18 protein-coding genes and 2 pseudogenes are annotated in these 21,051 nt (G+C 64.6%); 7 read left to right on the forward strand and 13 right to left on the reverse strand.

Translation table 11 applies throughout. The features are described from left to right. From GXB81_RS09530 to GXB81_RS09560, 7 genes and pseudogenes are all read right to left on the reverse strand, one after another. Window positions 1-213, reverse strand: a pseudogene (locus GXB81_RS09530) (hypothetical protein); the annotation flags it as partial. Window positions 214-216: 3 nt separating this feature from the next. Then, window positions 217-2,337 carry a squalene--hopene cyclase gene (gene shc, locus GXB81_RS09535; RefSeq protein WP_205988982.1) on the reverse strand — a complete coding sequence of 707 codons (2,121 nt, stop codon included), beginning with the start codon at window positions 2,335-2,337 and terminating at the stop codon, window positions 217-219. Then, complete coding sequence (gene hpnE / locus GXB81_RS09540; protein ID WP_205988983.1) at window positions 2,334-3,602, reverse strand: hydroxysqualene dehydroxylase HpnE; 1,269 nt, start codon at window positions 3,600-3,602, stop codon at window positions 2,334-2,336. Before hpnE ends, shc begins: the two co-directional genes overlap by 4 nt. 4 nt (window positions 3,603-3,606) lie before the next feature. Then, on the reverse strand, window positions 3,607-4,458 hold the full coding sequence (gene hpnD, locus GXB81_RS09545; RefSeq protein WP_167038897.1) for a presqualene diphosphate synthase HpnD: 852 nt from the start codon (window positions 4,456-4,458) through the stop codon (window positions 3,607-3,609). 237 nt (window positions 4,459-4,695) lie between these two features. Next, complete coding sequence (locus GXB81_RS09550) at window positions 4,696-5,643, reverse strand: diguanylate cyclase (protein WP_205988984.1); 948 nt, start codon at window positions 5,641-5,643, stop codon at window positions 4,696-4,698. Further along, the gene (locus GXB81_RS09555; protein ID WP_167038901.1) at window positions 5,640-6,263 is read right to left on the reverse strand and encodes a chemotaxis protein CheC; all 624 of its coding nucleotides are present in this window, start codon (window positions 6,261-6,263) and stop codon (window positions 5,640-5,642) included. The genes GXB81_RS09550 and GXB81_RS09555 overlap by 4 nt, the downstream gene beginning before the upstream one ends. Beyond that, window positions 6,256-6,621, reverse strand: a complete 366-nt coding sequence (locus GXB81_RS09560) for a response regulator (RefSeq protein ID WP_167038903.1) — start codon at window positions 6,619-6,621, stop codon at window positions 6,256-6,258. Before GXB81_RS09560 ends, GXB81_RS09555 begins: the two co-directional genes overlap by 8 nt. 554 nt (window positions 6,622-7,175) lie before the next feature. On the opposite strand from GXB81_RS09560, the gene GXB81_RS09565 reads away from it, so the two are divergent. Together GXB81_RS09565 and GXB81_RS09570 are read left to right on the forward strand one after the other, a co-directional pair. Further along, entirely contained in the window at window positions 7,176-9,470 is a 2,295-nt protein-coding gene (locus tag GXB81_RS09565) for a hybrid sensor histidine kinase/response regulator (RefSeq protein WP_167038905.1), read from the forward strand. A 310-nt stretch (window positions 9,471-9,780) separates the two neighbouring features. Beyond that, a complete protein-coding gene (locus GXB81_RS09570) occupies window positions 9,781-10,893 on the forward strand; it encodes a hypothetical protein (RefSeq protein ID WP_205988985.1) in 1,113 nt (370 codons plus the stop codon). A gap of 113 nt (window positions 10,894-11,006) precedes the next feature. Here GXB81_RS09570 and GXB81_RS09575 read toward each other — a convergent pair whose 3' ends face one another. After that, complete coding sequence (locus GXB81_RS09575) at window positions 11,007-11,558, reverse strand: NADPH-dependent FMN reductase (RefSeq protein ID WP_167038909.1); 552 nt, start codon at window positions 11,556-11,558, stop codon at window positions 11,007-11,009. A 325-nt stretch (window positions 11,559-11,883) separates the two neighbouring features. Further along, window positions 11,884-12,015, reverse strand: a complete 132-nt coding sequence (locus GXB81_RS31740; protein ID WP_275691442.1) for a hypothetical protein — start codon at window positions 12,013-12,015, stop codon at window positions 11,884-11,886. A gap of 447 nt (window positions 12,016-12,462) precedes the next feature. On the opposite strand from GXB81_RS31740, the gene GXB81_RS09580 reads away from it, so the two are divergent. After that, complete coding sequence (locus tag GXB81_RS09580; protein ID WP_205988986.1) at window positions 12,463-13,071, forward strand: RNA polymerase factor sigma-70; 609 nt, start codon at window positions 12,463-12,465, stop codon at window positions 13,069-13,071. Then, window positions 13,058-13,264, forward strand: coding sequence for a zf-HC2 domain-containing protein (locus tag GXB81_RS09585; RefSeq protein WP_167038913.1), 207 nt, complete (start codon window positions 13,058-13,060; stop codon window positions 13,262-13,264). The genes GXB81_RS09580 and GXB81_RS09585 overlap by 14 nt, the downstream gene beginning before the upstream one ends. Window positions 13,265-13,404: 140 nt before the next feature. Here GXB81_RS09585 and GXB81_RS09590 read toward each other — a convergent pair. Together GXB81_RS09590 and GXB81_RS09595 are read right to left on the reverse strand one after the other, a co-directional pair. Next, a pseudogene (locus GXB81_RS09590) lies at window positions 13,405-13,687 on the reverse strand (DUF1272 domain-containing protein). Window positions 13,688-13,869: 182 nt separating this feature from the next. Continuing rightward, window positions 13,870-15,246 carry a gluconate:H+ symporter gene (locus tag GXB81_RS09595; RefSeq protein WP_167038915.1) on the reverse strand — a complete coding sequence of 459 codons (1,377 nt, stop codon included), beginning with the start codon at window positions 15,244-15,246 and terminating at the stop codon, window positions 13,870-13,872. Between the two features lie 411 nt (window positions 15,247-15,657). Between GXB81_RS09595 and GXB81_RS09600 the strand changes: the two genes are divergently transcribed. Then, on the forward strand, window positions 15,658-16,641 hold the full coding sequence (locus GXB81_RS09600; RefSeq protein ID WP_167038917.1) for a sulfonate ABC transporter substrate-binding protein: 984 nt from the start codon (window positions 15,658-15,660) through the stop codon (window positions 16,639-16,641). A gap of 57 nt (window positions 16,642-16,698) precedes the next feature. On the opposite strand, the gene arsC is transcribed toward GXB81_RS09600, so the two are convergent. Next, window positions 16,699-17,058: an arsenate reductase (glutaredoxin) gene (gene arsC, locus GXB81_RS09605; RefSeq protein WP_205988987.1), complete on the reverse strand. Its 360-nt coding sequence runs from the start codon at window positions 17,056-17,058 to the stop codon at window positions 16,699-16,701. 761 nt (window positions 17,059-17,819) lie between these two features. Here arsC and parA point away from each other — a divergent pair. Together parA and GXB81_RS09615 are read left to right on the forward strand one after the other, a co-directional pair. Next, window positions 17,820-18,482 carry a ParA family partition ATPase gene (gene parA, locus GXB81_RS09610; protein ID WP_167038919.1) on the forward strand — a complete coding sequence of 221 codons (663 nt, stop codon included), beginning with the start codon at window positions 17,820-17,822 and terminating at the stop codon, window positions 18,480-18,482. A gap of 24 nt (window positions 18,483-18,506) precedes the next feature. Next, a complete protein-coding gene (locus GXB81_RS09615) occupies window positions 18,507-19,562 on the forward strand; it encodes a ParB/RepB/Spo0J family partition protein (RefSeq protein ID WP_167038921.1) in 1,056 nt (351 codons plus the stop codon). 76 nt (window positions 19,563-19,638) lie between these two features. Here the strand turns inward: GXB81_RS09615 and GXB81_RS09620 are convergent, their stop codons facing one another. Next, window positions 19,639-20,988 carry a replication initiation protein gene (locus GXB81_RS09620; protein ID WP_167038924.1) on the reverse strand — a complete coding sequence of 450 codons (1,350 nt, stop codon included), beginning with the start codon at window positions 20,986-20,988 and terminating at the stop codon, window positions 19,639-19,641. Between the last annotated feature and the right edge of the window lie 63 nt (window positions 20,989-21,051).

The following is a 21,051-nucleotide window of genomic DNA, read 5'->3' on the forward strand; positions in this document are numbered from 1 at the left end:
TGCTGTCCCGAAACTGACGATGCCCGCCGCCCCGCGCTCGAGCGCCGCGTTCAGCGCGCGTTCGAGCAGATCGGCCCGCGCCGCGTAGACCACCTCGACGCCATCGCTGCCGTCGCCGCGCGCAATGCGCGCCTCGAACGCCATGCCCGTCACGACGATCACGGGCAAACCGCGGCGGTCCGCATCGGCGGAACGCGCTGTCGAAAAAGGCATCCGTTACATCCCGACCGCGACGCGCGTCAACCCGTTGCGCTTCAGATGACGGAAGCGCGCGAGCGCCCACAGCGGGAAGAACTTGCAATAACCGTGATAACGCAGATAGAACACGCGCGGGAAACCGGTTGCGGTAAATCGCTCTTCTTCCCACAGCCCATGCTCGCGCTGCTCGCGCTGCAGGTAATCGATGCCGCGCGCGACCGCCTCGTGATTGACCTCGCCCACCGCCATCAGGCCGAGCAGCGCCCAGGCGGTCTGCGAGGCCGTGCTCGGCGCGCGCTCGTAGCCGCGATAGTCGAGCTTGTAGCTCTCGCCGCCCTCACCCCAGCCGCCGTCCTTGTTCTGGATCGACAGAAGCCACTGCACCGCGCGCTTCATGCGCGGATCGTCATGCGGCATGCCGGCCGCGTTCAGCGAGCACAGCGCGGTCCACGTACCGTAGATGTAGTTCATGCCCCAGCGGCCGTACCAGCTGCCGTCCGATTCCTGCTCGTTCAGCATGTAGTCGAACGCGCGCCGCGTAGGCTCGCTGCCCTGCGGCAGTTCACCGAGCTGCGCGAGCATCGACAGGCAACGGCCCGACACGTCCGCGGTCGGCGGATCGAGCAGCGCGCCGTGATCGGAGAACGGAATGTTGTTCAGGTAGTACTGGGTGTTTTCGGGCTCGAACGCGCCCCAGCCGCCGTCGCTGCTCTGCATGCCGACGACCCACTCGCGCGCGCGCGCGATCGCTTCGCGATAGGCGTCGGACTGCGTGAGCGCCGCCGAGCGCTGCATCGCCATCACGACCACGGCCGTATCGTCGACGTCGGGATAATGCGCATTGTTGTACTGGAACGCCCAGCCGCCCGGCCGCAGGTTCGGGCGGCGCGAAATCCAGTCGCCGCGCACGTCGAGAATCTGCAGCGGACGCAGCCATTCGAGCCCGTGTTCGGCCGCCTGCTCGGCGTGCTTCTCGCCGGTTTCGAGCAGCGCATGCGCGACGAGCGAGGTATCCCACACCGGCGACAGACACGGCTGGCAATACGCTTCGTCGTCCTTGACGACGAGCAGCTTGTCGAGCGACTTGCGCGCGATGGCGCGATTCGGATGATCGGCCGGATAGCCGAGCACGTCGTACATCATCACCGAGTTCGCCATCGCCGGGAAAATCGCGCCGAGGCCGTCCTCGCCGTTCAGCCGTTCGTCGACGAACGCGACCGCCGCGCGGATCGCGCGCTCGCGCATCGCCTTCGGGAACAGGCCATCGACCGCGCGCAGCACCGTATCGACACAGCGGAAGAAGCCGAACCAGCCCGCATGCTGATGCGGTGCGCGCTCGTTCATGCCGGTATTCACGGGCGCGCCGCGGAACACTTCGTCGATGCGTACCTTGCGCGGGTTGCGCGCGAGCGGCCGCTTCGCGTTGAGCACGAGCAGCGGCACGATCACGGTGCGCGCCCAGTACGACACCTTCGACAGATGGAACGGAAACCACGTCGGCAGCAGCATGATCTCGACCGGCATCATCGGCACCGCGCGCCACGAGACCACGCCGAACAGCGCAAGCAGAATCCGCGTGAACACGTTCACGTTTTCCGCGCCGCCATGCGCGAGGATCGCCTCGCGCGCGAGCACCATGTGCTCGGCGTCGGGCGAATCGCCGATCATCTTTAGCGCGAAGTACGCCTTCACGCTCGCGCTGACGTCGAGCGCGCCGTCGGTGAAGAGCGGCCAGCCGCCGTTCGGCAACTGGGTGCGGCGCAGATAGCGCGCGATCTTCTGTTCGAGTTCGAGGTTCGGCGTTTCGCCGAGATAGTGGACGAGCAGCACGTACTCGGCGGGAATCGTCACGTCAACTTCGAGTTCGTAGACCCAGTGGCCGTCGGGCTGCTGAGCGGCGAGGATCGCGTCGGTCGCGCGCGTGATAGCGGCGTCGAGCGAGGCCGCGTCGGGGGTAGCAGCAGCAGTCGCTTCGGTTGCCGCCGCAGCCGCCGCCTCAGGCGCCGCCGCTTGCGCGGTCGTTGACGTTGCGCCAGCTTCCGGCGCGTTCTGCGCGGCGGCAGCCCCAAGCGCCGTTCCGGCGGCTTCGGCGTCAGGCAGGACCGCGTCGAGCGGCGGGTTCTGGGATAGGTCGTTCATCGGCGTTCCATCGGTTGATTCAGCAGCGTGTCCGCAGCCTTCTGGCCGGAGCGGATCGCGCCTTCAAGTGTCGCGGGCAGGCCGGTGGCCGTCCAGTCGCCCGCGAGCATGAGATTGTTCCAGCGGGTACGCATGCCCGGCCGCCGCGTTTCCTGATCGGGCAACGCGGCAAACGTCGCGCGTCGTTCGCTCACCACCTGCCACGGCGGCAGCGGCGCGAGCGGCAGATCGACCGCCTGCGCGACCTCGGCCCAGACGCTCGCCGCGAGCGCTTCGTGCGGCGTGTCGAGCAGGCTCTCCGCGCCGTTCAGCGTCACGGAGAAGCGGCCGTCCAACGCAAACAGCCAGGCGGCCGTCCCGTTGAGCAACGCGGTGATCTGCGGCGAGCCGAACGGCGGCTCGACCGCGAAATGCACATTGAGCGCCGCCGCGAAGCGGGTCGGCGCGCACAGACCCGGCACGAGCGCCGGTGCGTCTTCGGACGACAGCGCGAGGATCACGGCATCGTTCGCGTCGAGCGCGATCCTTTCGTCGGCGAAATGCAGCGCCTGCACGCGCGCCGGCTCGGCGGCGAACGTGATCTCGCGCAGACGCGAGCCGAGCCGGATCGTCGTGCCGCCGTGTTGCAGCAGCCGCAGCGCCGGATCGACGAACGCGCTGCCGAGCCCGTTGCGCGCCACCAGCGGTCGGCCGGCGAGGCCGCCGGCCAGTAACGTCTCGCGCACGATCGCGCCGGTCAGCTCGGCCGACGCCTCACGCGGCTCAACGTTCAGCAGCGCATGAAACAGCGGCCGCAACAGCCGGTCCCACAGCGGCCCGTGACAACGCATGGTCTGCGCGACGCTGCGCGCCGGCTTGGCGAACAGCAGCGGCACAAGCGCCAGGTAATCGGCCGGGTGCGTGTCCGGCACGCGCGCATGCGCATCGAAAATCCACCACGGCACAAGCCCCGGCGACAACCGCACGGTCCAGCGCGCTCGCGTCGCCAGATCCACGAACGGATACTCGGGCCGCGCCGGGCCGCTCAGTTCGTCGATCGCGCCGATCGCGCGCACGTAGTTGAGCGTCGCGGCATTGCCCGACAGCACGATGTGATTGCCGCTGTCGATCGTCATGCCGAGCTTCGCATCGTAGTACGAACGGCAGCGGCCGCCGGCGTGGTCTCGCGCCTCGTGCAGCACGACCCGCGCGCCGCGCCGCTGCAACTGCACGGCGGCGGCGAGGCCCGCCACGCCCGCGCCGACCACGTGGACGAGCTTCGGCATCAGCTCAGAAAAGCGCGTACCGCGCGACGATCAACAGCAGACGCAGCTTCGGCTTGCGGACCTTCGTGCGCGGAATGTCGAAGCCGCGCTCCAGCGTGCGCTCGAACAGCACCCGATAGACGCCCGACATGATGCGCGGCGCGCGCACGTGGGCGCGCGGCTCGCGATCCATGATCGCGTCGGACGCCGCGAAGTGCTGCCTCGCGCGCTCGGCAAGCGTCGCGCAGACGCGCGGCAGCAACGGATCGTCGGCGATCTGCGTGGGGTTCGTGATCGCGATGCCCTCGCGCGCGAGCAGCTCGCGCGGCAGATAGCAGCGGTTGATGCCGGCGTCTTCGTCGATATCGCGCAGGATGTTGGTCAGCTGCAGCGCGCGGCCGAGGTGGTGCGCGAGCAGCCGGCCGGGCTCTTCCCGCATCCCGAATATCCTCACCGACAGACGGCCCGCCGCGCTCGCGACACGGTCGCAATAGAGGTCGAGCGTGGCGTCGTCGGGGGCGCAGATGTCGGCGGCGGCGTCCATCGCCATGCCGTCGATCATCGCGTGAAAATCTTCGCGTTGCAGATGAAACGTGTGAATGTGCCGCGTGAGCGCGCGCAACGAGGCGCGCGGCTGGCCGGCATAGCACGCGTCGATGTCGGCGCGCCATTGATCGAGCGCGGCCGAGCGCTCGGCGCGCGGTATGTCGTCGCTGTCGGCGATGTCGTCGACGGCGCGGCAGAAAGCATAGACCTGATACATCGCATCGCGCTGCGCAGCCGGCAGGATGCGCATGGCGAGATAAAACGAGCTGCCGGACGTGGCGGCAGCGGCATCGATTTCGTTGTCGTCCACGACGAGATTGGAAACAGCCAAGACGATCTCCGCTGGAGGCGCCTGCTGAAAGGCGTTCAAAGAAGGTTTTATGCCGACCCGCAGGACAGTGGGCCCGCGCGCGCGGACACGCGCGAAACATCCGGCTGGGAGGCCGGAAACGGCGAAAAGTATAACAACCTTTGCCGGTGGCCGCAGTTTCGCGGCCCCATTTAGGGACAGACAGGAAGGCCGCCGGGCGAGGCGCTCCGGCCAGCGGCCAGCGCGCCCGCCGCCCGGTCAGCCCGGTGGCCGGAAAGCGACCGAGCGGTTGCGCCCCTGCCGCTTCGCGCTGTAGAGCGCCGCGTCGGCCTCGTTGATCAGCACGTCGTAGCTCGGCACGCCTTCGCGCGCCGCCGCGCCGCCGAGGCTCGCCGTCACCGGCACGCTCGTGCCGAGCAGTTCGACCGGCGTTTCGGCGATCACGCTGCGAATCTTGTCCGCGACGCGCATCGCATCTTCGAGCGGCGTGCACGGCAGCAGCAGCGCGAACTCCTCGCCGCCGAAGCGCCCGAACGTGTCCTGCGCGCGCACGACGCCCGCGACGCGCTGCGTCATCACGCGCAATACCGTGTCGCCGACGCTGTGGCCGAACTGGTCGTTGATTTTTTTGAAGTGGTCGAGATCGAACAGCAGCATCGACATATCGCCGCCATAGCGCTGCCAGCGCGCGAATTCGTCCTGCAGACGCGTCTCGAAGAAACGGCGGTTGGCGATGCCGGTCAGTCCGTCGCGGTTCGCATATTCGCGCAGCTTCTCGACCGCTTCCTCGCGTTCGCGCTGCACGATGCTCACGTGCGTGACGTCGGAGATCGTCACGCAGACGGCCACCACGTCGCGTTCGCGCATCAGCGGCATGAACGTGCAGTCCTGCTGCATGAAGTCGACGCCGCCGGTGATCGGCCGGTCGTGATCGAATCTGAACAGATACGGGCGCTGCTCCCACGAACTGAACGCGAAGGTGCCGAGCTGGAACACGCTCTCGATCTTGCGCGCGAGCCACACGCGCGGCAGCTCCGGAAAATGCGCGAAGATCGGGCGGCCGACCACCTGTTGCGCCGACAGCCCGCTGTGGTCCTGCATGAAGCGATTCCACATCAGCACGTTCATCTCGCGGTCGAGCACGAAAATGCCGAAGCCGACCCGCTCGACCACGAGGTCGCTCAACGATTCCACCGGTTCATTCATAGGCTGGACAGCAGCGCGTCGAGCGCGTCGTTCATGGGGAGAATCGATTCCTCGGCCATCAGCATCACGAGATGCGCGCGGAAGTCCCGATCCTCGAGCGTGAAATTGACTTCGAGAAGCAGCGCGACGCGCCATTGCAGCACGCCGGGCTGGAACACCTCGTCGAGCGTGAGCGCCTCGCCGAGCAGGCCCGGCGCGGAGAACACCGGCGTGCGGCCAAGCTGGTCGAGTATCGACGATACGCACGCGCCGCTCAGCAGATTCGCCACGTCGAACATCAGCTCCCGCTGGCTGATCGACTCGTAGCTCGAGCGCGCGTAGGGATCGCCGACGAGCGCACACAGCTGCGCGATGCTGTCGCTGCGGCAGATCACGAGCGCCTCGCCCTTGATGTCCGAGCGAAAGCCCTGGCGCACCGCGCTGACCGTATCGTCGATGCCGGTCATCTCGCGCAGCGCGCGCGCCGCCTCGCTCACGGCCACCATCCGCACGCGCGGCACCGAGAGTTCGATGAACGAATCGAGCAGCCGCGCGAGCCGCGTCGCGGCCCGGCCCATCGCGAGATTGGCGATCTCCTGCAGCGCGTCGCGCTGGTCCTCGGTGAAGTCCGTCTCAGACATACAGCCCGTACTCCTTGAGGACCGGCAGGAGCGCCTCGGACGTCACGGGCTTGGCGATGAACGCGAGCGCGCCGAGTTCGCGCACGCGTGCCCGGGCGAGCGGCTGCACGTCGGCGGAAACGACGATCACGAAGCAGTTCAGGTCCTCGTGCTGCAACGTTTCGAGCACCTGGTAGCCGGTCATGTCCGGCATCGTCAGATCGAGGAACATCACTGGCGCCTTGCCCGCGCGATACAGCGCCAGCGCCTCGCGCCCGTTCGCCGCGTAGGACACCTCGACGTCCCAGTCCGGCGGCAGCGCTTTCGTCAGCACACGGCGGGCAAGCAGCGAATCGTCGGCGATCACAATGGGCAGCATGGCAACGTCGGCTCGGACGGGTTGAAAAGCGGAATGGCTCGTTCGTATCTGCAACGGATGGCGGCCTGGGCTTCGGCGCGCAATCGACCGATGCGCGACAAAGCACACTGGCGCCTGTCGAAATACGGCTTGCCTGGCGAGAAGGGAGCGTGTGCGGCGGGACGCGTTCAGCGGACCCTGACGATCCGCGGCACGGACGTGGCAACGGCTTTTTTGTCGTGGCAAGGATTGTCGAAGCAAACTCGCGCAAAGGCAACTCACCAGGACGAGGTTCATTAATGAGATTTTTCTATGCGAAGCAGATTTTAAAAATGATTAACTAGTTCCAGTGCCCATTCTTTTATCTTTATACTTTTGTGTACGTTTGCGCTTGCCGATTCGTCGCTGTTTGTTTTAAGACTACTTTTAAAGAACAGCGGGAACGGCAAACCCTGGCTCCCGGCGCTTTGCGGCAACTTTTGCCGCTCGGGGTCTATGCTTCCTCTGAAAGCGGCGACAAACTACCGGGCCGCTACGGGGCTGCCCGCTTCAAATGACTTTTGGCATCAACGAAAATGACACCTGACCGGGTCGACTCACCACGTGCGAGCCGCCTTCCCCGCCGTTCTGTCCGCGAACAGGACGACGCCTCGTTCCCCGCCGTGCCGGAACAGAATTTCCATGTGCGGCGCATCACGCTGATCGCGCTGCTGGTCGCGGCCGTCGTGCTGCCGTTCGTCTACGTCGCGGCGATGGCGTTCACCGATCTGCGCTCGCGCGAGGCCGACGCGACCGACATGACGCGACGTACCGTGCGCGTCGCCGAAGAACACGCGCTGAAGGTGTTCGACATGAACGAGACGCTCAACTCGCGCATCGTCGATCTGACCGCGGGCCTCGACGACGACGGCATTCGCGGGCGCGAACACACGATTCACGACAAGCTGCGCACGATGGGCGGCGGCTATCCGCAGGTCGCCGCGGTGTCGATCTTCGGGCTCGGGGGCGACCTGCTCGCGAGCAGCCGCTTCTATCCATCACCGGTGCTGTCGATCGGCGAGCGCGACGACTTCGTCGGCATCCGCGACGGCAACGAACTCCAGCACGTCTCGAAGGTGATGAGCGGACGCGTGGCGAGCGAAGAGGTGTTCAACATGGGCGTCGAGCGCAAGATGCCCGACGGCTCGTTCGCGGGGGTCGTGTCGATCGCGCTGCGGCCGAGCTATTTCGACGCGTTCTATCGCGAACTGCTCGGCGGCAGCGGCGATACGCCGATGATCATGAGTCTCGTGCGCACCGACGGCGCGGTGCTCGCGCACTATCCGCCCGGCCCGCGCGAGGCGACGGCGATCTCGCCCGACACGCCGTTCACGAAAGCGGTCGCGCAAGGCCAGCGCACGGGCGTCGTGCGGATGCATTCGCCCCTCGCCGGCGGCAACCTGATCGTCGCATTCCGGCGCGTCGGCTCGTATCCCGTGTACGTGCTGTGCGGCTACCGCACCTCGGCGATCTGGACCGCCTGGTACACGCACCTGAGCGTGCTGATCCTGTCGATGTTCACGCCGTCGATCGCGCTGTGGTGCGTGATCTGGCTGTCGCTGCGGCGTCTGAGCGCCGAAGAGGAAGCGTGGCAGCGCTGGCAGGCCGAGGCGTCGATGCGCCGCTCGATCGAATCGGCATACCGCCAGTCGCGCAAGATGGAAGCGCTCGGCACGCTGGTCGGCAGCGTCGCGCACGACTTCAACAACCTGCTGATGATCCTCTCCGCCAACGTGCAGATCGTGCGGCGGCGCGGCGTCGGCGGGGTCGAGCGCGAACTCTCGGCGATGGAGCGCGCGTTGAAGAGCGGCCAGTCGCTCACGCGGCAGTTGCTCGGCGTCGCGCGCAAGCAGCCGCTGCGCACCGAGACGCTGTCGCTCGAACGCTGGCTGCCGACCTGCCGCGAACTGCTGCGCGCGTCGCTCGGCGCGAAGGTGTCGCTCGTGATCGACAGCGGCGCCGATACGTGGCCGGTGCGCGTCGACGTCGCGGAACTCGAGCTCGCGCTCATCAACGTCGCCGTGAACGCGCGCGACGCAATGGCCAACGGCGGGCGCTTCGCGGTGCGCGCGAGCAACGTGGTGTTCCGTCACGAGGACGGCTTCCCGCTCACCGGCGAATTCGTGCAGATCTCGCTCGAGGACACCGGCACCGGCATGGCGCCCGAGGTGCTCGCGCGCGCCTTCGAGCCGCTCTTCACGACCAAGCCGAAGGGCATGGGCACGGGCCTCGGGCTGCCGCAGGTGTTTGCGTTCTGCGAGAGTTCGGGCGGGCTTGCCGCGATCGACAGCGCGATCGGCGCGGGCACCTCGGTGCGCCTGTATCTGCCGCGCGCGTCGGCCGAGCCGCAAAGCGTCAGCCCGGACGAAGCGGGTCCGCAGGAGATCGAAGCGCCGCAGGGGCTGCGCGTGCTGCTCGTCGAGGACAACCAGGAAGTGGCCGCCGGCACCGAAGCGCTACTGCAGATGATGGGCCACAAGGTCACCGGCGTATTCAACGCCGACCTCGCGCTGCGCCTGCTCGACGACGCCCGCGCGAAGCGCGCGGACACCGGCGAGCCGCTGCCGTTCGATCTCGTGCTGTCGGACATTCACATGCCCGGCAAGCTGAACGGCATCGATCTGGCCGAAGCGGTGCTCGCCTTCGATACGCAACTGCCGGTCATTCTCGTCACCGGCTACGCGGAAGAACTCGACCGCGCGCGGCATGTGAACGTGCGCGTGCTGTCCAAGCCGTTCGACATCGGTCTGCTCGAGAAGCTGCTCGAAACGATCCAGCGCAATCTCGCGCAGACGGATAACGATCCGGTGACGCATCCGGCCGATTCCTGAGGGGCGGGGCCTCCTGACCTCATGGCCTCGTAGCTTCTCGGCCGTGTGCTCCGTGCGCCTGAATCCGGGGGTCATGCAGGCATCACCCGGACGTCACTCAGGCGTCATTTACCAGGACTTGTAAAAGCGCGGCGGCGACACGCCGCGCTTTTTTGCATGGACGCCCCACGCGGCGTGGCCTCACGGCAGATCACAGCGGATACGCGAGCGCGCGGCCACGCTCCGGCACGATCGTTGCGGCGTCCACGGGGGCAAGGCGGATAGCGCGTGCGGCGCTGCCCGTTCCGCCTGAACATGTCGGGAGATAGCCATGCAACACACCGTGATGGGTTTATTCGACACCCGCGTGCAAGCCGAAAGCGCCCGCGACACGCTCGTGCAGACCGGTTTTGCACGCGAGGCGATCGATCTGCGGACGAACCCCGAGCCGTCCGCCGGCCCGGCGAGCGACGATGTCACCAATGCGGGGATGTTTGCGAATATCGAGCGCTTTCTGTCGAGCCTGTTCGCGACCGGTTCGCGCGCGCTGGACACCGCGCGCTACGCGGAAGCGCTGCGGCGCGGCGCAGTGCTCGTGTGCGTCAATGCTGCGAGCGAATCGCATGCGGAGCTTGCGCGCAATACGCTCGTGCGGCTCGGTGCGACCGAGGTCGACGACCGCCTGCCCGACTGGGACGCGCAGACGGCAGGTGCGCAGGCCGCGGCACGGCGCGAATATTCGGTGCTCGACGAACTGGGCATCGGCGCGGTGATGCCGGGCACGCCGCACACGTCCAGCGCAACGACGGCGGCGGCCGGGGCGGCTACGTCACTGCGGGCGGCGGGGGCGCCGGGTGCGGCTCGCGCGTCCCCCTCCACCGCGACAATTGAAAACACCGGTGTAGCCGGAACGACGAGCGCGACTGTGCCGATGGGTGCCACGCCACGCGATCCGCGCCACACCACGCCGCCGGACAGCCTCCGAGCCGAACCGTTCGCGCCGTCGCCGCTCGACGAGCATCCGAAGTCCGATCCGCTGAACGCGCGAGCCAGCGACGTGGACCGCAGCGCGATTGCCGCCGGCTTGGTGCCGGGCTCGGGCGCGGTCATGCAGCCGCCGGAAGTCATCCCCGAACGCGGGCAGCCGACTGCGGAGCCCGGTGCCCGGATGCCTAACGAGTATCTGGAGTACGAAGAAGATTTCCGCGCCCATTACGACGAACAGTACGCGTCCGACAACCCGCGTTACGAGGACTATGTGCCGGCTTATCGTTATGGCGCGGAGATCGGCAACGATGCGCGATTCCGCGATCGTCCGTGGGAAGAGATCGAGCCCGAAGCGCGGCGCTACTGGGAAACCACGTCGCCGGAGAGCACGTGGGAGCGCTTCAAGCTCGCGGTGCGTCATGGGTGGGAGCGGGTGACGGGACATCACCACGCCTAGACAGGCGAGCGGCGGATCAGGCTGTGGCCGCCGCCCGCGTAGGCCTCTCACACGCGGGTGCGGCCTTCGGGCATGCGACGCGCCGCCGGTTGTTGCGTTAGCGAAACGGCCCGTTACGCCGCGTGCCGCTTGACCCAGGCGACGTAGCGGTCGACGAAGGTTTGCAGGAACTTGCGCGTGCCGTCGTTCACGATCTCGCCTTTTTCGTTGATGACCGACAGATCGTGCTTGATGAAGACTTCGGGCTGGGCAAGCGTGGCGACGTCGAGGTAGGCGAGCACGTTGCGCAGATGCTGCTGCGCGAGCGCCGTGCCGGTTGCGCCAAGCGACGTGCCGATAATCGCGCCGGGCTTGTTGCCCCACGAGTTCGTGCCCCACGGGCGCGAACCCCAGTCGAGCGCGTTCTTCAGCACGCCCGGCATCGAGCGGTTGTATTCGGGCGTCACGAACAGCAGGCCGTTCGCGGCCTCGACCCGTTCCTTGAGCTTTTTACCGGCTTCGGGATAGTCGGCATCGTAGTCCTGGCAGTAGAGGGGCAAGGAGCCGATATCGATGAACTCGAAGGTGAAATCGGATGGAGCAAGGGAAATGACCGCTTGGGCCAACTGGCGATTGAACGAATCCCGCCGCAGACTGCCAACGACAACTGCAATGTGATAAGCCATGGTTCGCTTCCTCGGGTAAGGCGCTCGACGCGCAAAGAGTACGAGGTGTTCATCATAGGCAAAAGCCGCGCGAGTGGCGACGCGGGGCGACAAATTGGCGGAGCGGGACAGGCCGGAAGGCGGCTACGGAGATCGTGCCGGTGGATAACGATTTATCCCTGAAAGTTATCCACAAATTCACTGAATAACCTTGTGGATAACTGAGACTTTTGCCTTGTCAATCAAGCCCGCCCCCGGGCCGGGACGATTTGAGGCAAAGCGATGCAATGCATTTATCGAGGACCGGACCGGGTCGATGTTCTGTCCGGCCCTGCGCGTGCTTCGATCAGTTGCCGAAGAACACGTTGCAGTACGACGGCGGGCCGTTGCACGCGGCCGGAGCGGCAGCGTGAGCCACGCCGGAAGCAGCGGCAAACAGGGCGGCGGAAGCGATCAGGGCGGAAAGAATGCGTTTCATGGCAAAGGTCCTCGTCAGCGTGTGGTTTGCGATCTCGGGTGATCGTTGGCGTGAAGCATAGCGAGCCGCTCACTGCCCACAAACAGCGAAGATGGGAAGATATTTTCTTATAAAATGAAATAATTGGAATTATCCCTCTGTGTCAATTCGGTGGCAGAACGGCGCATGCCTGTTTGCCGTGCTGCCGATTGACCACCGTTTCGCCCACGACTTTAATTTCATTTTTCGAAATAATCTCTTGCCGTTGTCATAAGCTGCCGCGTCGCGCGACCAAGCTATCTGGCGATCGCAGACCGGAGATCTATGTTCAATACCGATTCGCTTGCGCAGGAGCGTGAGGGAGAATGGCGCACGCATCCGCAGACAGCGCAAGGACGATCATCCGCTCATGAATCGCGAAGTCTCAGAAGAACAGGCGCGGCAGTCCGTGCATCGAAGGAGCGCGACATGACGCAGCCACGTGGCGCGGCGCTCGACGATCCCGTCTATCTCGCGCAACTGCGGCGCGATCTCGTGCGCTTCGCGCGCCTGCAATTGCGCGACGCCGCGGCCGCCGAAGACGCCGTGCAGGAAGCCCTGACCGCCGCATGGACCCAGGCCGAGCGCTTCGCCGCGCAATCGGAACACAAGACGTGGGTGTTCGGCATCCTGCGCCACAAGCTCGTCGACACGCTGCGCGCGCGGCGGCGCACGATCAATCTGTCGGCGCTCGAAACCGAACTCGACGGCGAGGCGCTGCTCGATCGCGAGCTGTTCAAGGACAACGGCCACTGGTCGAGCGAGACGAAACCGCGCCCGTGGCCGACGCCCGAAACCGCGTTGCGCCAGCAGCAGTTCTGGACCCTCTTCGAGATGTGCCTCGATCATCTGCCTGAGCACATTGGGCGCGTATTCATGATGCGCGAGTTTCTCGACCTCGATATCGCGGCCATCTGCACCGAATTGCAGATCAACGCGAATCATTGCAGCGTGCTGATCTATCGGGCGCGCTTACGGCTACGCACGTGTCTGAGCGAAAAGGGCTTATCGAGCGAGGATGCCAATGGGGAAGTGTAAGAACATCACGCGGCTGCTATCCGACGCGCTCGACCGGTCGCTGACAAGCGGCGAGTGGCTTGCGATCCGCCTGCATCTGCCGACGTGCAGCGGCTGCCGTAACTATCGCAAGCAGATACGGTTGTTGCGAGCGGCCGCGCACACGGTCAGCGGAATCGAGTCGGCGGATGCGGCGGGGAATGACGAGCGGTGAAATTCAAGCGATGGGATGCAGAGGCTCTGGACGGAGCGCTGAGGGCGTAGCAAGGCTTGGACGCCTGGCACGGCGCCTGTGCCTCGATGTGCCATTCACTGTCCGCTGTTCGCTTGCTTCGGTGTTGGCGGCGCCAGCGATCAACGCTCGGCCGGTGGCGTGTCGCGATAGCGTTCGAAAAAACGCGCATGCGACGCTTCATCGATAAGGACGGGATTGGCTTCGGTCCGTGCCAGATGTTTCGCGAGCTGCGCACGGGTGCGAATCGGCCGAGGCGCGAAATTGCCGCCGCAATTCGCGGCAGACGTTGCGCAGTCGCGTCAGCGCACAGACCTCGCAGAACGTGCATTCGTACGTGCAGATCATCGCAGCGGGCGCGTTCGGCGGCAGCGACTTGCCGCAACCTTCGCAGGACGGTCTCAGCTCGAGCCTATCGGCGGCTCCGCTTCAGGAACGCGAGGCGCGGGGGGCGTCTCGCTCTCCGGTCAGTGTAAGCGGCCGGCCGCTCGCGGCGGAAGGAGCGGTGCGGGAGCGCCGGCCTACCGTGCGTGCATACGTCGATCGCCGGCAATGACGATACGCCTCGCTCCCGTTGCGTGGCATCGTTACGTCAGCACGTTCCACAACACGAGCGTCAACGCGAGTCCGACGACCGATACGATCGTCTGCAACACCGACCAGACCAGCACCGTCTGTTTCAATTGCAATCCGAAGTATTCGCGAACCATCCAGAAACCCGCGTCGTTGACGTGGCAGAAAAATACCGAGCCCGCGCCGATCGCGAGTGCCATCAGCGAATTGTGTGTCGCGCTGAGGCCGGCCACGACCGGCGCGACGATGCCGGCCGTGGTCGTCGTGGCGACCGTTGCCGAACCGGTGGCCTGACGCAGCGCGACCGCGATGAGCCAGGCGAGCAGAAGCAACGGCATATGCGAGCCGAGCGCGATCTTGCCGATCGTCGTGCTGATACCCGCGACGACGAGCGCCTGCTTCAAGCCGCCGCCCGCGCCGATGGTCAGCAGCAGCGCGGCGATCGGCGGCAGGCTTTTGCGCAGAATGCCGCCGACGCGCTCGCGCGCCATGCCACGCGACCAGCCGAGCGCGACCACCGCGAACAATACGGTGAGGCCAAGCGCGACCAACGGTTCGCCGAGAAAATTCAGCGCATCGAAGAGGAATGTTTCGGGCTGCAGCAGCAGCTTCGCGACCGTGCGCCCGAGCATCAACACGACGGGCAGCAGGATCGTAATCAGCGAAATCGCGAAGCTCGGCGGCTCGGTGCCGTTTTCTTGCGCCGTGAAGAGCTTGCCCATTTCTTCAGGCTCGCCGACCTGTATCCGCTTGGATAACCAGACACCATAGAGCGGCCCCGCGAGAATCACGGCCGGAATCGCGACGATCAAACCAAGCCCGAGCGTGAGGCCGAGGTCGGCGTGCAGCGCGCTCACCGCGATCAGCGGACCCGGATGCGGCGGCAGCAACGCGTGCAGCGTCGTCATGCCGGCGAGCGCGGGAATCGCGATGCGCAGGATCGGCTGCTGCGAGCGGCGCGCCATCACGAAGATGATCGGCACCATCATCACGAGGCCGACTTCGAAGAAGAGCGGCAAGCCGATCAGCAATGCGACGACGGCCATCATCCACGGCAGCGTGCGTGGCGTCGAATGTTTGAGGATGGTCGACACGAGTCGGTCGGCCGCGCCCGATTCGGCCATCAGCGCGCCGAGCATCGCCCCGAGCGCGATGATGATGCCGACGTCGCCGAGCAACGCACCCGCGCCTTTGCTGAAGGCGCTCGCCACCGCTTCGAGCGGCAGACCGGCCGCAAAGCCCGCCGCGAACGTGCCGACGAGGATCGACAGGAACGGCGCGAGCTTGAGCACGCTGATGAAGACGATGATCAATGCGAGCCCGAGCACGCACGACAGGATGAGCTGCGTATCGTGGGCAGCCCACGGGGTGAGTGTTGTTATCGGATGCACGGAGGTCCTTTTTCGATTGGTTGATGCGGACGTGGTTTTGCGTGATTGCCCGGCGGCGTTGGGGGTTCACGCTTTCAGACGTTTGGGCGACTGGCCGATTGTAGCGGCGGGGAACGACAGGCTGCAGTGTGGTGGGCTTGGGCTTGGGCTTGGGCTTGGGCTTGGGCTTGGGCTTGGGCTTGGGCTTGGGCTTGGGCTTGGGCTTGGGCTTGGGCTTGGGCTTGGGCTTGGGCTTGGGCTTGGGCTTGGGCTTGGGCTTGCGTCGTGCGATGTGACGGGTACACATGGCAATGCTTCGCTGCGACCGCGTGATTTGCTTATGCGAATTTATCGGTTCGTCCAGGCGGACAGACGAATTATCGTCGGAGCCAATCGGGCCATTTTGCGTCCGTCTTTTTTACGAGCATGTTCATGTCCCGTCATTCGCCGCTCACGCGCCGCGCGTTTCTGACCAGCGTAGGGGCTTCACTGGCCGCCGCCGCGTTGCCTATCGTCTCCACGTCCGTGTTTGCCGCCGATGCGCACGTAAAGGAATTTCGCATCGGCTATCAGAAAGCAGCGAGCACCCTCGTGCTGCTCAAGGCGCACGGTACGCTCGAAAAACGGCTTGCGCCGCTCGGCATCGGCGTCAAATGGACCGAGTTTCCGGCCGGCCCGCAGTTGCTCGAAGGACTCAATGTCGGCGCGATCGACTTCGGCTACGTGGGCGAGGCGCCGCCCATCTTCGCGCAGGCAGCGGGCGCGAACTTCGTCTACACCGCGTATGAAATTCCGACGCCGCACGCCGAAGGCATCCTCGTGCATCCCGATGCGCCGATCAAAACATTGGCCGACCTGAAGGGAAAGAAAATCGCGCTGAACAAAGGCTCCGATGTGCACTGGTTCCTGGTGGCCGCATTGCAGAAGAACGGCGTGAAATTCAACGAGATTCAGCCCGTCTATCTGCCACCCGCTGATGCGCGCGCGGCCTTCGAACGTGGCGCGGTGGATGCATGGGCGATCTGGGACCCGTTCCTCGAAGCCGCGAAGCGACAGTCGAATGCGCGCCTGCTCGCGGATGCCGAAGGCATCGTGAGCCACCATCAGTTTTTCTTGAGCGCTCGGCCGTTTGCGCAACAGAACGGCGACGTGCTCGCCATCGCGATGGACGAAGTCGGCAAGGAAGGGGAGTGGGTGCGAGGGCACTATAGCAAGGCCGCGGCGCAACTCGCGCCGATTCAGGGGCTCGACGCGAGCGTGATCGAATCAGGCCTGCGCCACTACGCGCATATCTACAAACCTGTCGATCCCAACGTGCTTGCGGAACAACAACGTATTGCAGATACGTTCAGCGAACTGCGCCTGATCCCGACGAAGATCGTCACCAGAGACGCAGCGCTGGCAAGCAACGCCTAGCGTCGGCGCGTGAGCTTGCGCCACGCGCATCCTTGACGTCAGTACTCGCCCATTTGCTCAGGCGAAGAGTGCGGCGACGTTTTCAGGCGGGCGGCCGATCACGGCACGCCCGTTTCGCACGACGATCGGACGTTGCAGCAGGATCGGATGCTGCGCCAATGCGTCATACAACTGCGCGTCGCTCAGCGACGGATCGGCGAGATTGAGTTCTTTGTATTCGGCTTCGGTGTCACGGATCATTTCGCGGACCGGACAGCCGAGTTGTGCATTGATCTGTTTGAGTTCGGCAACGGTACGCGGTTGTTTCAAGTACTCGACGATCTCGGTTGCTTCGTTCGCGCTGTTGTAGGTACTCGTGATCAGTTCACAGGCGGCGCGCGATTTGGAGCAACGGGGGTTGTGGTAGATGGTGATCATTGAGATTGAGCGGTTCGGTTTGGGTTTGCGTTCCAGGGTCTGGCGACGAGGTAGTAAAAGGGATTTTAGCGGGTGGGGGGCGGTTGGGTGTTGAGCTTGGCGGGGTCGCCTGTTGAGCCGTGGTTGGATGACGGCTGCGGGGCACGTGGTTTATCGGCTCCCGAGTTTATGCGCATAAACCGGCCCTCGCTTCGGCTAGCGGCGAGGTCGAGAATTGAATTCTGGTTTTCCTGGAGAAATTCACGCGGGGCTAGTGATTCAGGTAAAGGGCTCTCGCGAAGATCGGCGTAGGCAACCTTCCGCCAAACCCCAAAGCCGTTTGCCCCGCCGCCTGATGCGCCATCGGCGCCTCGTAGCGTTGCCCTCTTCGATAGACATCAATCCTTGCCGGGATGACCCGGACTTTATGCGCATAAAGTCCCGCAGGCGCGTCGCACGCCGCAGGCGGAAATCAACGGCACATGTCTCAGTAGCTGCCGACGCAAAGCCAAACCTCTTTGTCCCAAGACCACACACTCAAAGCAGCTCGCCCCTCTCTCAATACTTCATTCCCCGATTGCGCCCACGACGAGAAAACCTCTCGCGCCTTCTCTCCATCACCGCGAGCCGGTCATCGCATCATCTCTCGCGAGCGCTCCTGTCATCTTTATGCGCATAAACGTCTGCCGAACGGCTAATTTTCATTTCTATTTACTCAAGTCATTTGAAATAGGAAATCAACCAGGTAAAATCCAACTGCGTCTAAAAAGAGGAGGTGAAATTTGGCTGCAGAAATCATCGCGGTAACACAGCAGAAGGGTGGCGTCGGGAAAAGCACAATCGCGATGCATCTCGGCGCTGCGTTTCACGAGAAAGGTAAACGCGTTCTCGTCGTCGACGCAGATGGCCAAAACACGCTGATCCACTGGGCCAGCGCTTCCTCTGACGGCGACGTCGGCATCCCATTCCCTGTCGTCAATCTCTCTGAGGCGGGCAGTCAGATCCACCGCGAGATCAAGAAATTCGTGGCTGACTACGACATCATCGTCGTCGACTGTCCGCCTTCCATCACCGAAAAAGTCTCCGGCGTCGTACTGCTTGCGGCGAGCGTGGCAGTCATCCCAACGTCGTCATCGCCCGCCGATTACTGGTCGAGCATCGGCCTCGTCAAGCTGGTTCAGCAAGCCCAAGTCATGAACGAAGACCTGCGCGCCGTCTTCCTGCTCAACAAGACGGAAGAGAAGCGGATGCTGACGCGCGAACTGAAACGCGCGCTCGAAGAACTCGGCTTCCCTTTGTTGAAGACCCAGATTCCAACGCGCGAAGCCTACAAACAGGCCATGGCGCTAGGGCAGACGGTGCTGCAGATGACCGACCGCGGCGCCAAGCTCGCCGCTATCGAAGTCAGGGCGTGCGCGAATGAGATCGCCGCCCTGCTCCCCTGAATTTATGCGCATAAAGGAGCCTGAATGAAACCGTCCCAATTCGCCAAAGGCTTTCAAGCACGTCCTGACACGACCAGCAGCGAAAAGCGCACCGCGCTCGACCGTCTGAACGCGATCGACGGTCTGGTCAAAAACGCGCCGCAAAATCCCGCAGCAGCCGGACGCGCGATACCTGCCGTCGTACCGCCAGGCATGCAGGAAATCGATGCCGTCGACACCGCCAACGAATCGGCGGCGTATCGTGCATGGCGGCTCGAGCACGGCTATCGTCCGGGCCAGGTCATCGAGCTTGCGCTCAAGACGATCAAGCCGAGCCCGTTCAATCCAAGGCACTTCTATCTGAAGTCGTCGATCGCCGAGCTCGCCGTCAATCTGGCTAAGCAAGGGCAGCAGCAAGCCATTCACGTCATTCCCGACTACGACAATCCCGGCACCTACTTCGTCAGCGACGGCGGCCGGCGCGTACGCGCCTTGAAGGAAGCGAACAAGGAATCGGTGAAGGCGATCGTCATCGATCTGCCGATCGGCCTGCAGAGCTACAAGCTCGGCTACGACCTCAATGTCCAGCGCGACTCGCAGACCGTGTTCGACAATGCGGTCGTCTGGAAGCGATTTCTCGATGAACGGCATTTCCAGAGCCAGAAGGAGCTTGCCGAACACCTTGGGCTCGATGAATCGACGGTCGCGGTCGCGCTGTCCGTCGCCAAGTTGCCGGAAGCCGTGATGCACGAGATGGTCGCGCGCCCCGACCGCTTCGGCTCGAACATGGCTTACCAGGTGGGCCGCTATCACACGGCGCGCGGCGCGGAAGCCACACTGCGCTTGATCAACCGAATCCTTGCCGACGACCTGAGCACGCGCCAGGTCGCCGACATCGTCCAGGGCAGGGCGACCGCGCAGGAAAGCGCCAAGCCCGCCGGTCGGCAGCGCTACGCGCAACGTCTGGAAATCAAACTGGAAGGGGTATCGGTCGGCGATCTCAAGTCCTACGGGGACGACCGGCTCGAGCTGCGCCTGAAAGGCCTCACGCGCGAGAAACGCGACGACATTCTGCGGCAGATTGAAAAGATGCTGAAGTAAGCGGACGAGGTGGCCACGCAAATGCGCAGCGCCACCCGCCATTCGCGACGGCCGGTTATCGCGCGGCAGACCCCGCTCAGGCCGCGCGCGACTGGCTCAGCGTAAAGGCAAGCAGATCGCCATCGGTCGGCTCGCCCCAAGTCTTGCGCGAAAGCCAGTCGAAGAACGCCGTTTCGACGATTTTCGAATCCAGCCCACGGCGGCGCCAATCGTCGCGCAGGTGCGAACCGAGCCCCGGCAGTTCCTCCTCCTCGAACGACTGCCGCGCCATATCCCGTTCCGCGTCACCCTGTTCGTTGTATAGCTCGTAGGCCTGCTTGCGGCGATACGCCGAATATTCGCCCAGCAGACGCGCCTTGAGGTCGTCGGCCGGCGTCGCGACGGCTTTACCCACGCCGACAGCGGTCGGCAGCGCCTCGACAGGCGGTGCATAGCCTTTTTTCAACGCATCCTTGAACAGCGCGGGCGCGCTGCGCACCGGCGGCAGCGAAGTACTGCGCATGCGCTGCTCGGTCATCTGCAAAGCCGCGCGGATACGATTTTCCTCGCTGTCCGCATAGAGCGTCTGCGCTTCCTTGAGTGGAATGCCGATCTTCACCATGCGATCGACGAGCGTGCTATCAAACACGTTCGGATGTTCGTCGAGCGCGAGCATCGGCTGCTTGCGCTCGGTCACGCGAAACTGGATTTCGGCGACGCGCCGTCCCTCGCGATGCTCGATCAGCTCGACGAAAATGTTCGTGACCGCATTGACCTCGGCGATGGCCGGACGCAGATAATCGCGCTTGAAATACTTGTACTCGCGCTTCGCTTCGTCGCCGGCTTCCGTGTCCGGTGTGCCCGACAGAATCGGACGCCACCATTCCCACGTCTCGCGCATCGTCAGATGACTCGGGTTGGTCAGATAGCGCACGCAGATCTCGTACAGCGCGAGGCCGGCGCTACTGCGCAACTGGCTCTGGAATTGCAGGCTCAGACGCGCGTACTGAACCGGATCGAGCAGCTTCTTCTTGATCTTCGGCGCGAACGAAAACTCGACCCAGACACGTCGGGTGGTCGGATCTTCGAGAATTTCCGCGTCCGCGATCAGCGTCGAAATACCCCATTTACGGCCAGGCTTCTGACTGGACGTGCCGGTGCTCCATTCGACCTGCACCGACACCATGCGGCGCAAGTGTTCCTTGACGAGCGCCGTATCGTTCGAATCGAATGCCGAATTCGCGACGATGTCCGACAGCAGCGCGCGGTACGTGTCGCCCGACTCGTCGGCCTGCTGGGCCACCGCGAGCAGCACGTTGAAGAGCTTGCGGGTCAGCAGCGTGATCTTGCCGCTCTTGGGCTGGATCGCGATCGCCTCGACGGCTTTGCGCAACTCAGCCGAACTCGGGCTGACTACATCGGTCTTTTTCGCGCGCTTCGTGGCCATGCGTCGGGGTGAGAAGGGGGAATTTCGCGTGAGCATACCGGCTGGGGTGATACGCGTCTATAG

Source organism: Paraburkholderia sp. Ac-20336 (assembly GCF_017105025.1).
GTDB lineage: Bacteria > Pseudomonadota > Gammaproteobacteria > Burkholderiales > Burkholderiaceae > Paraburkholderia.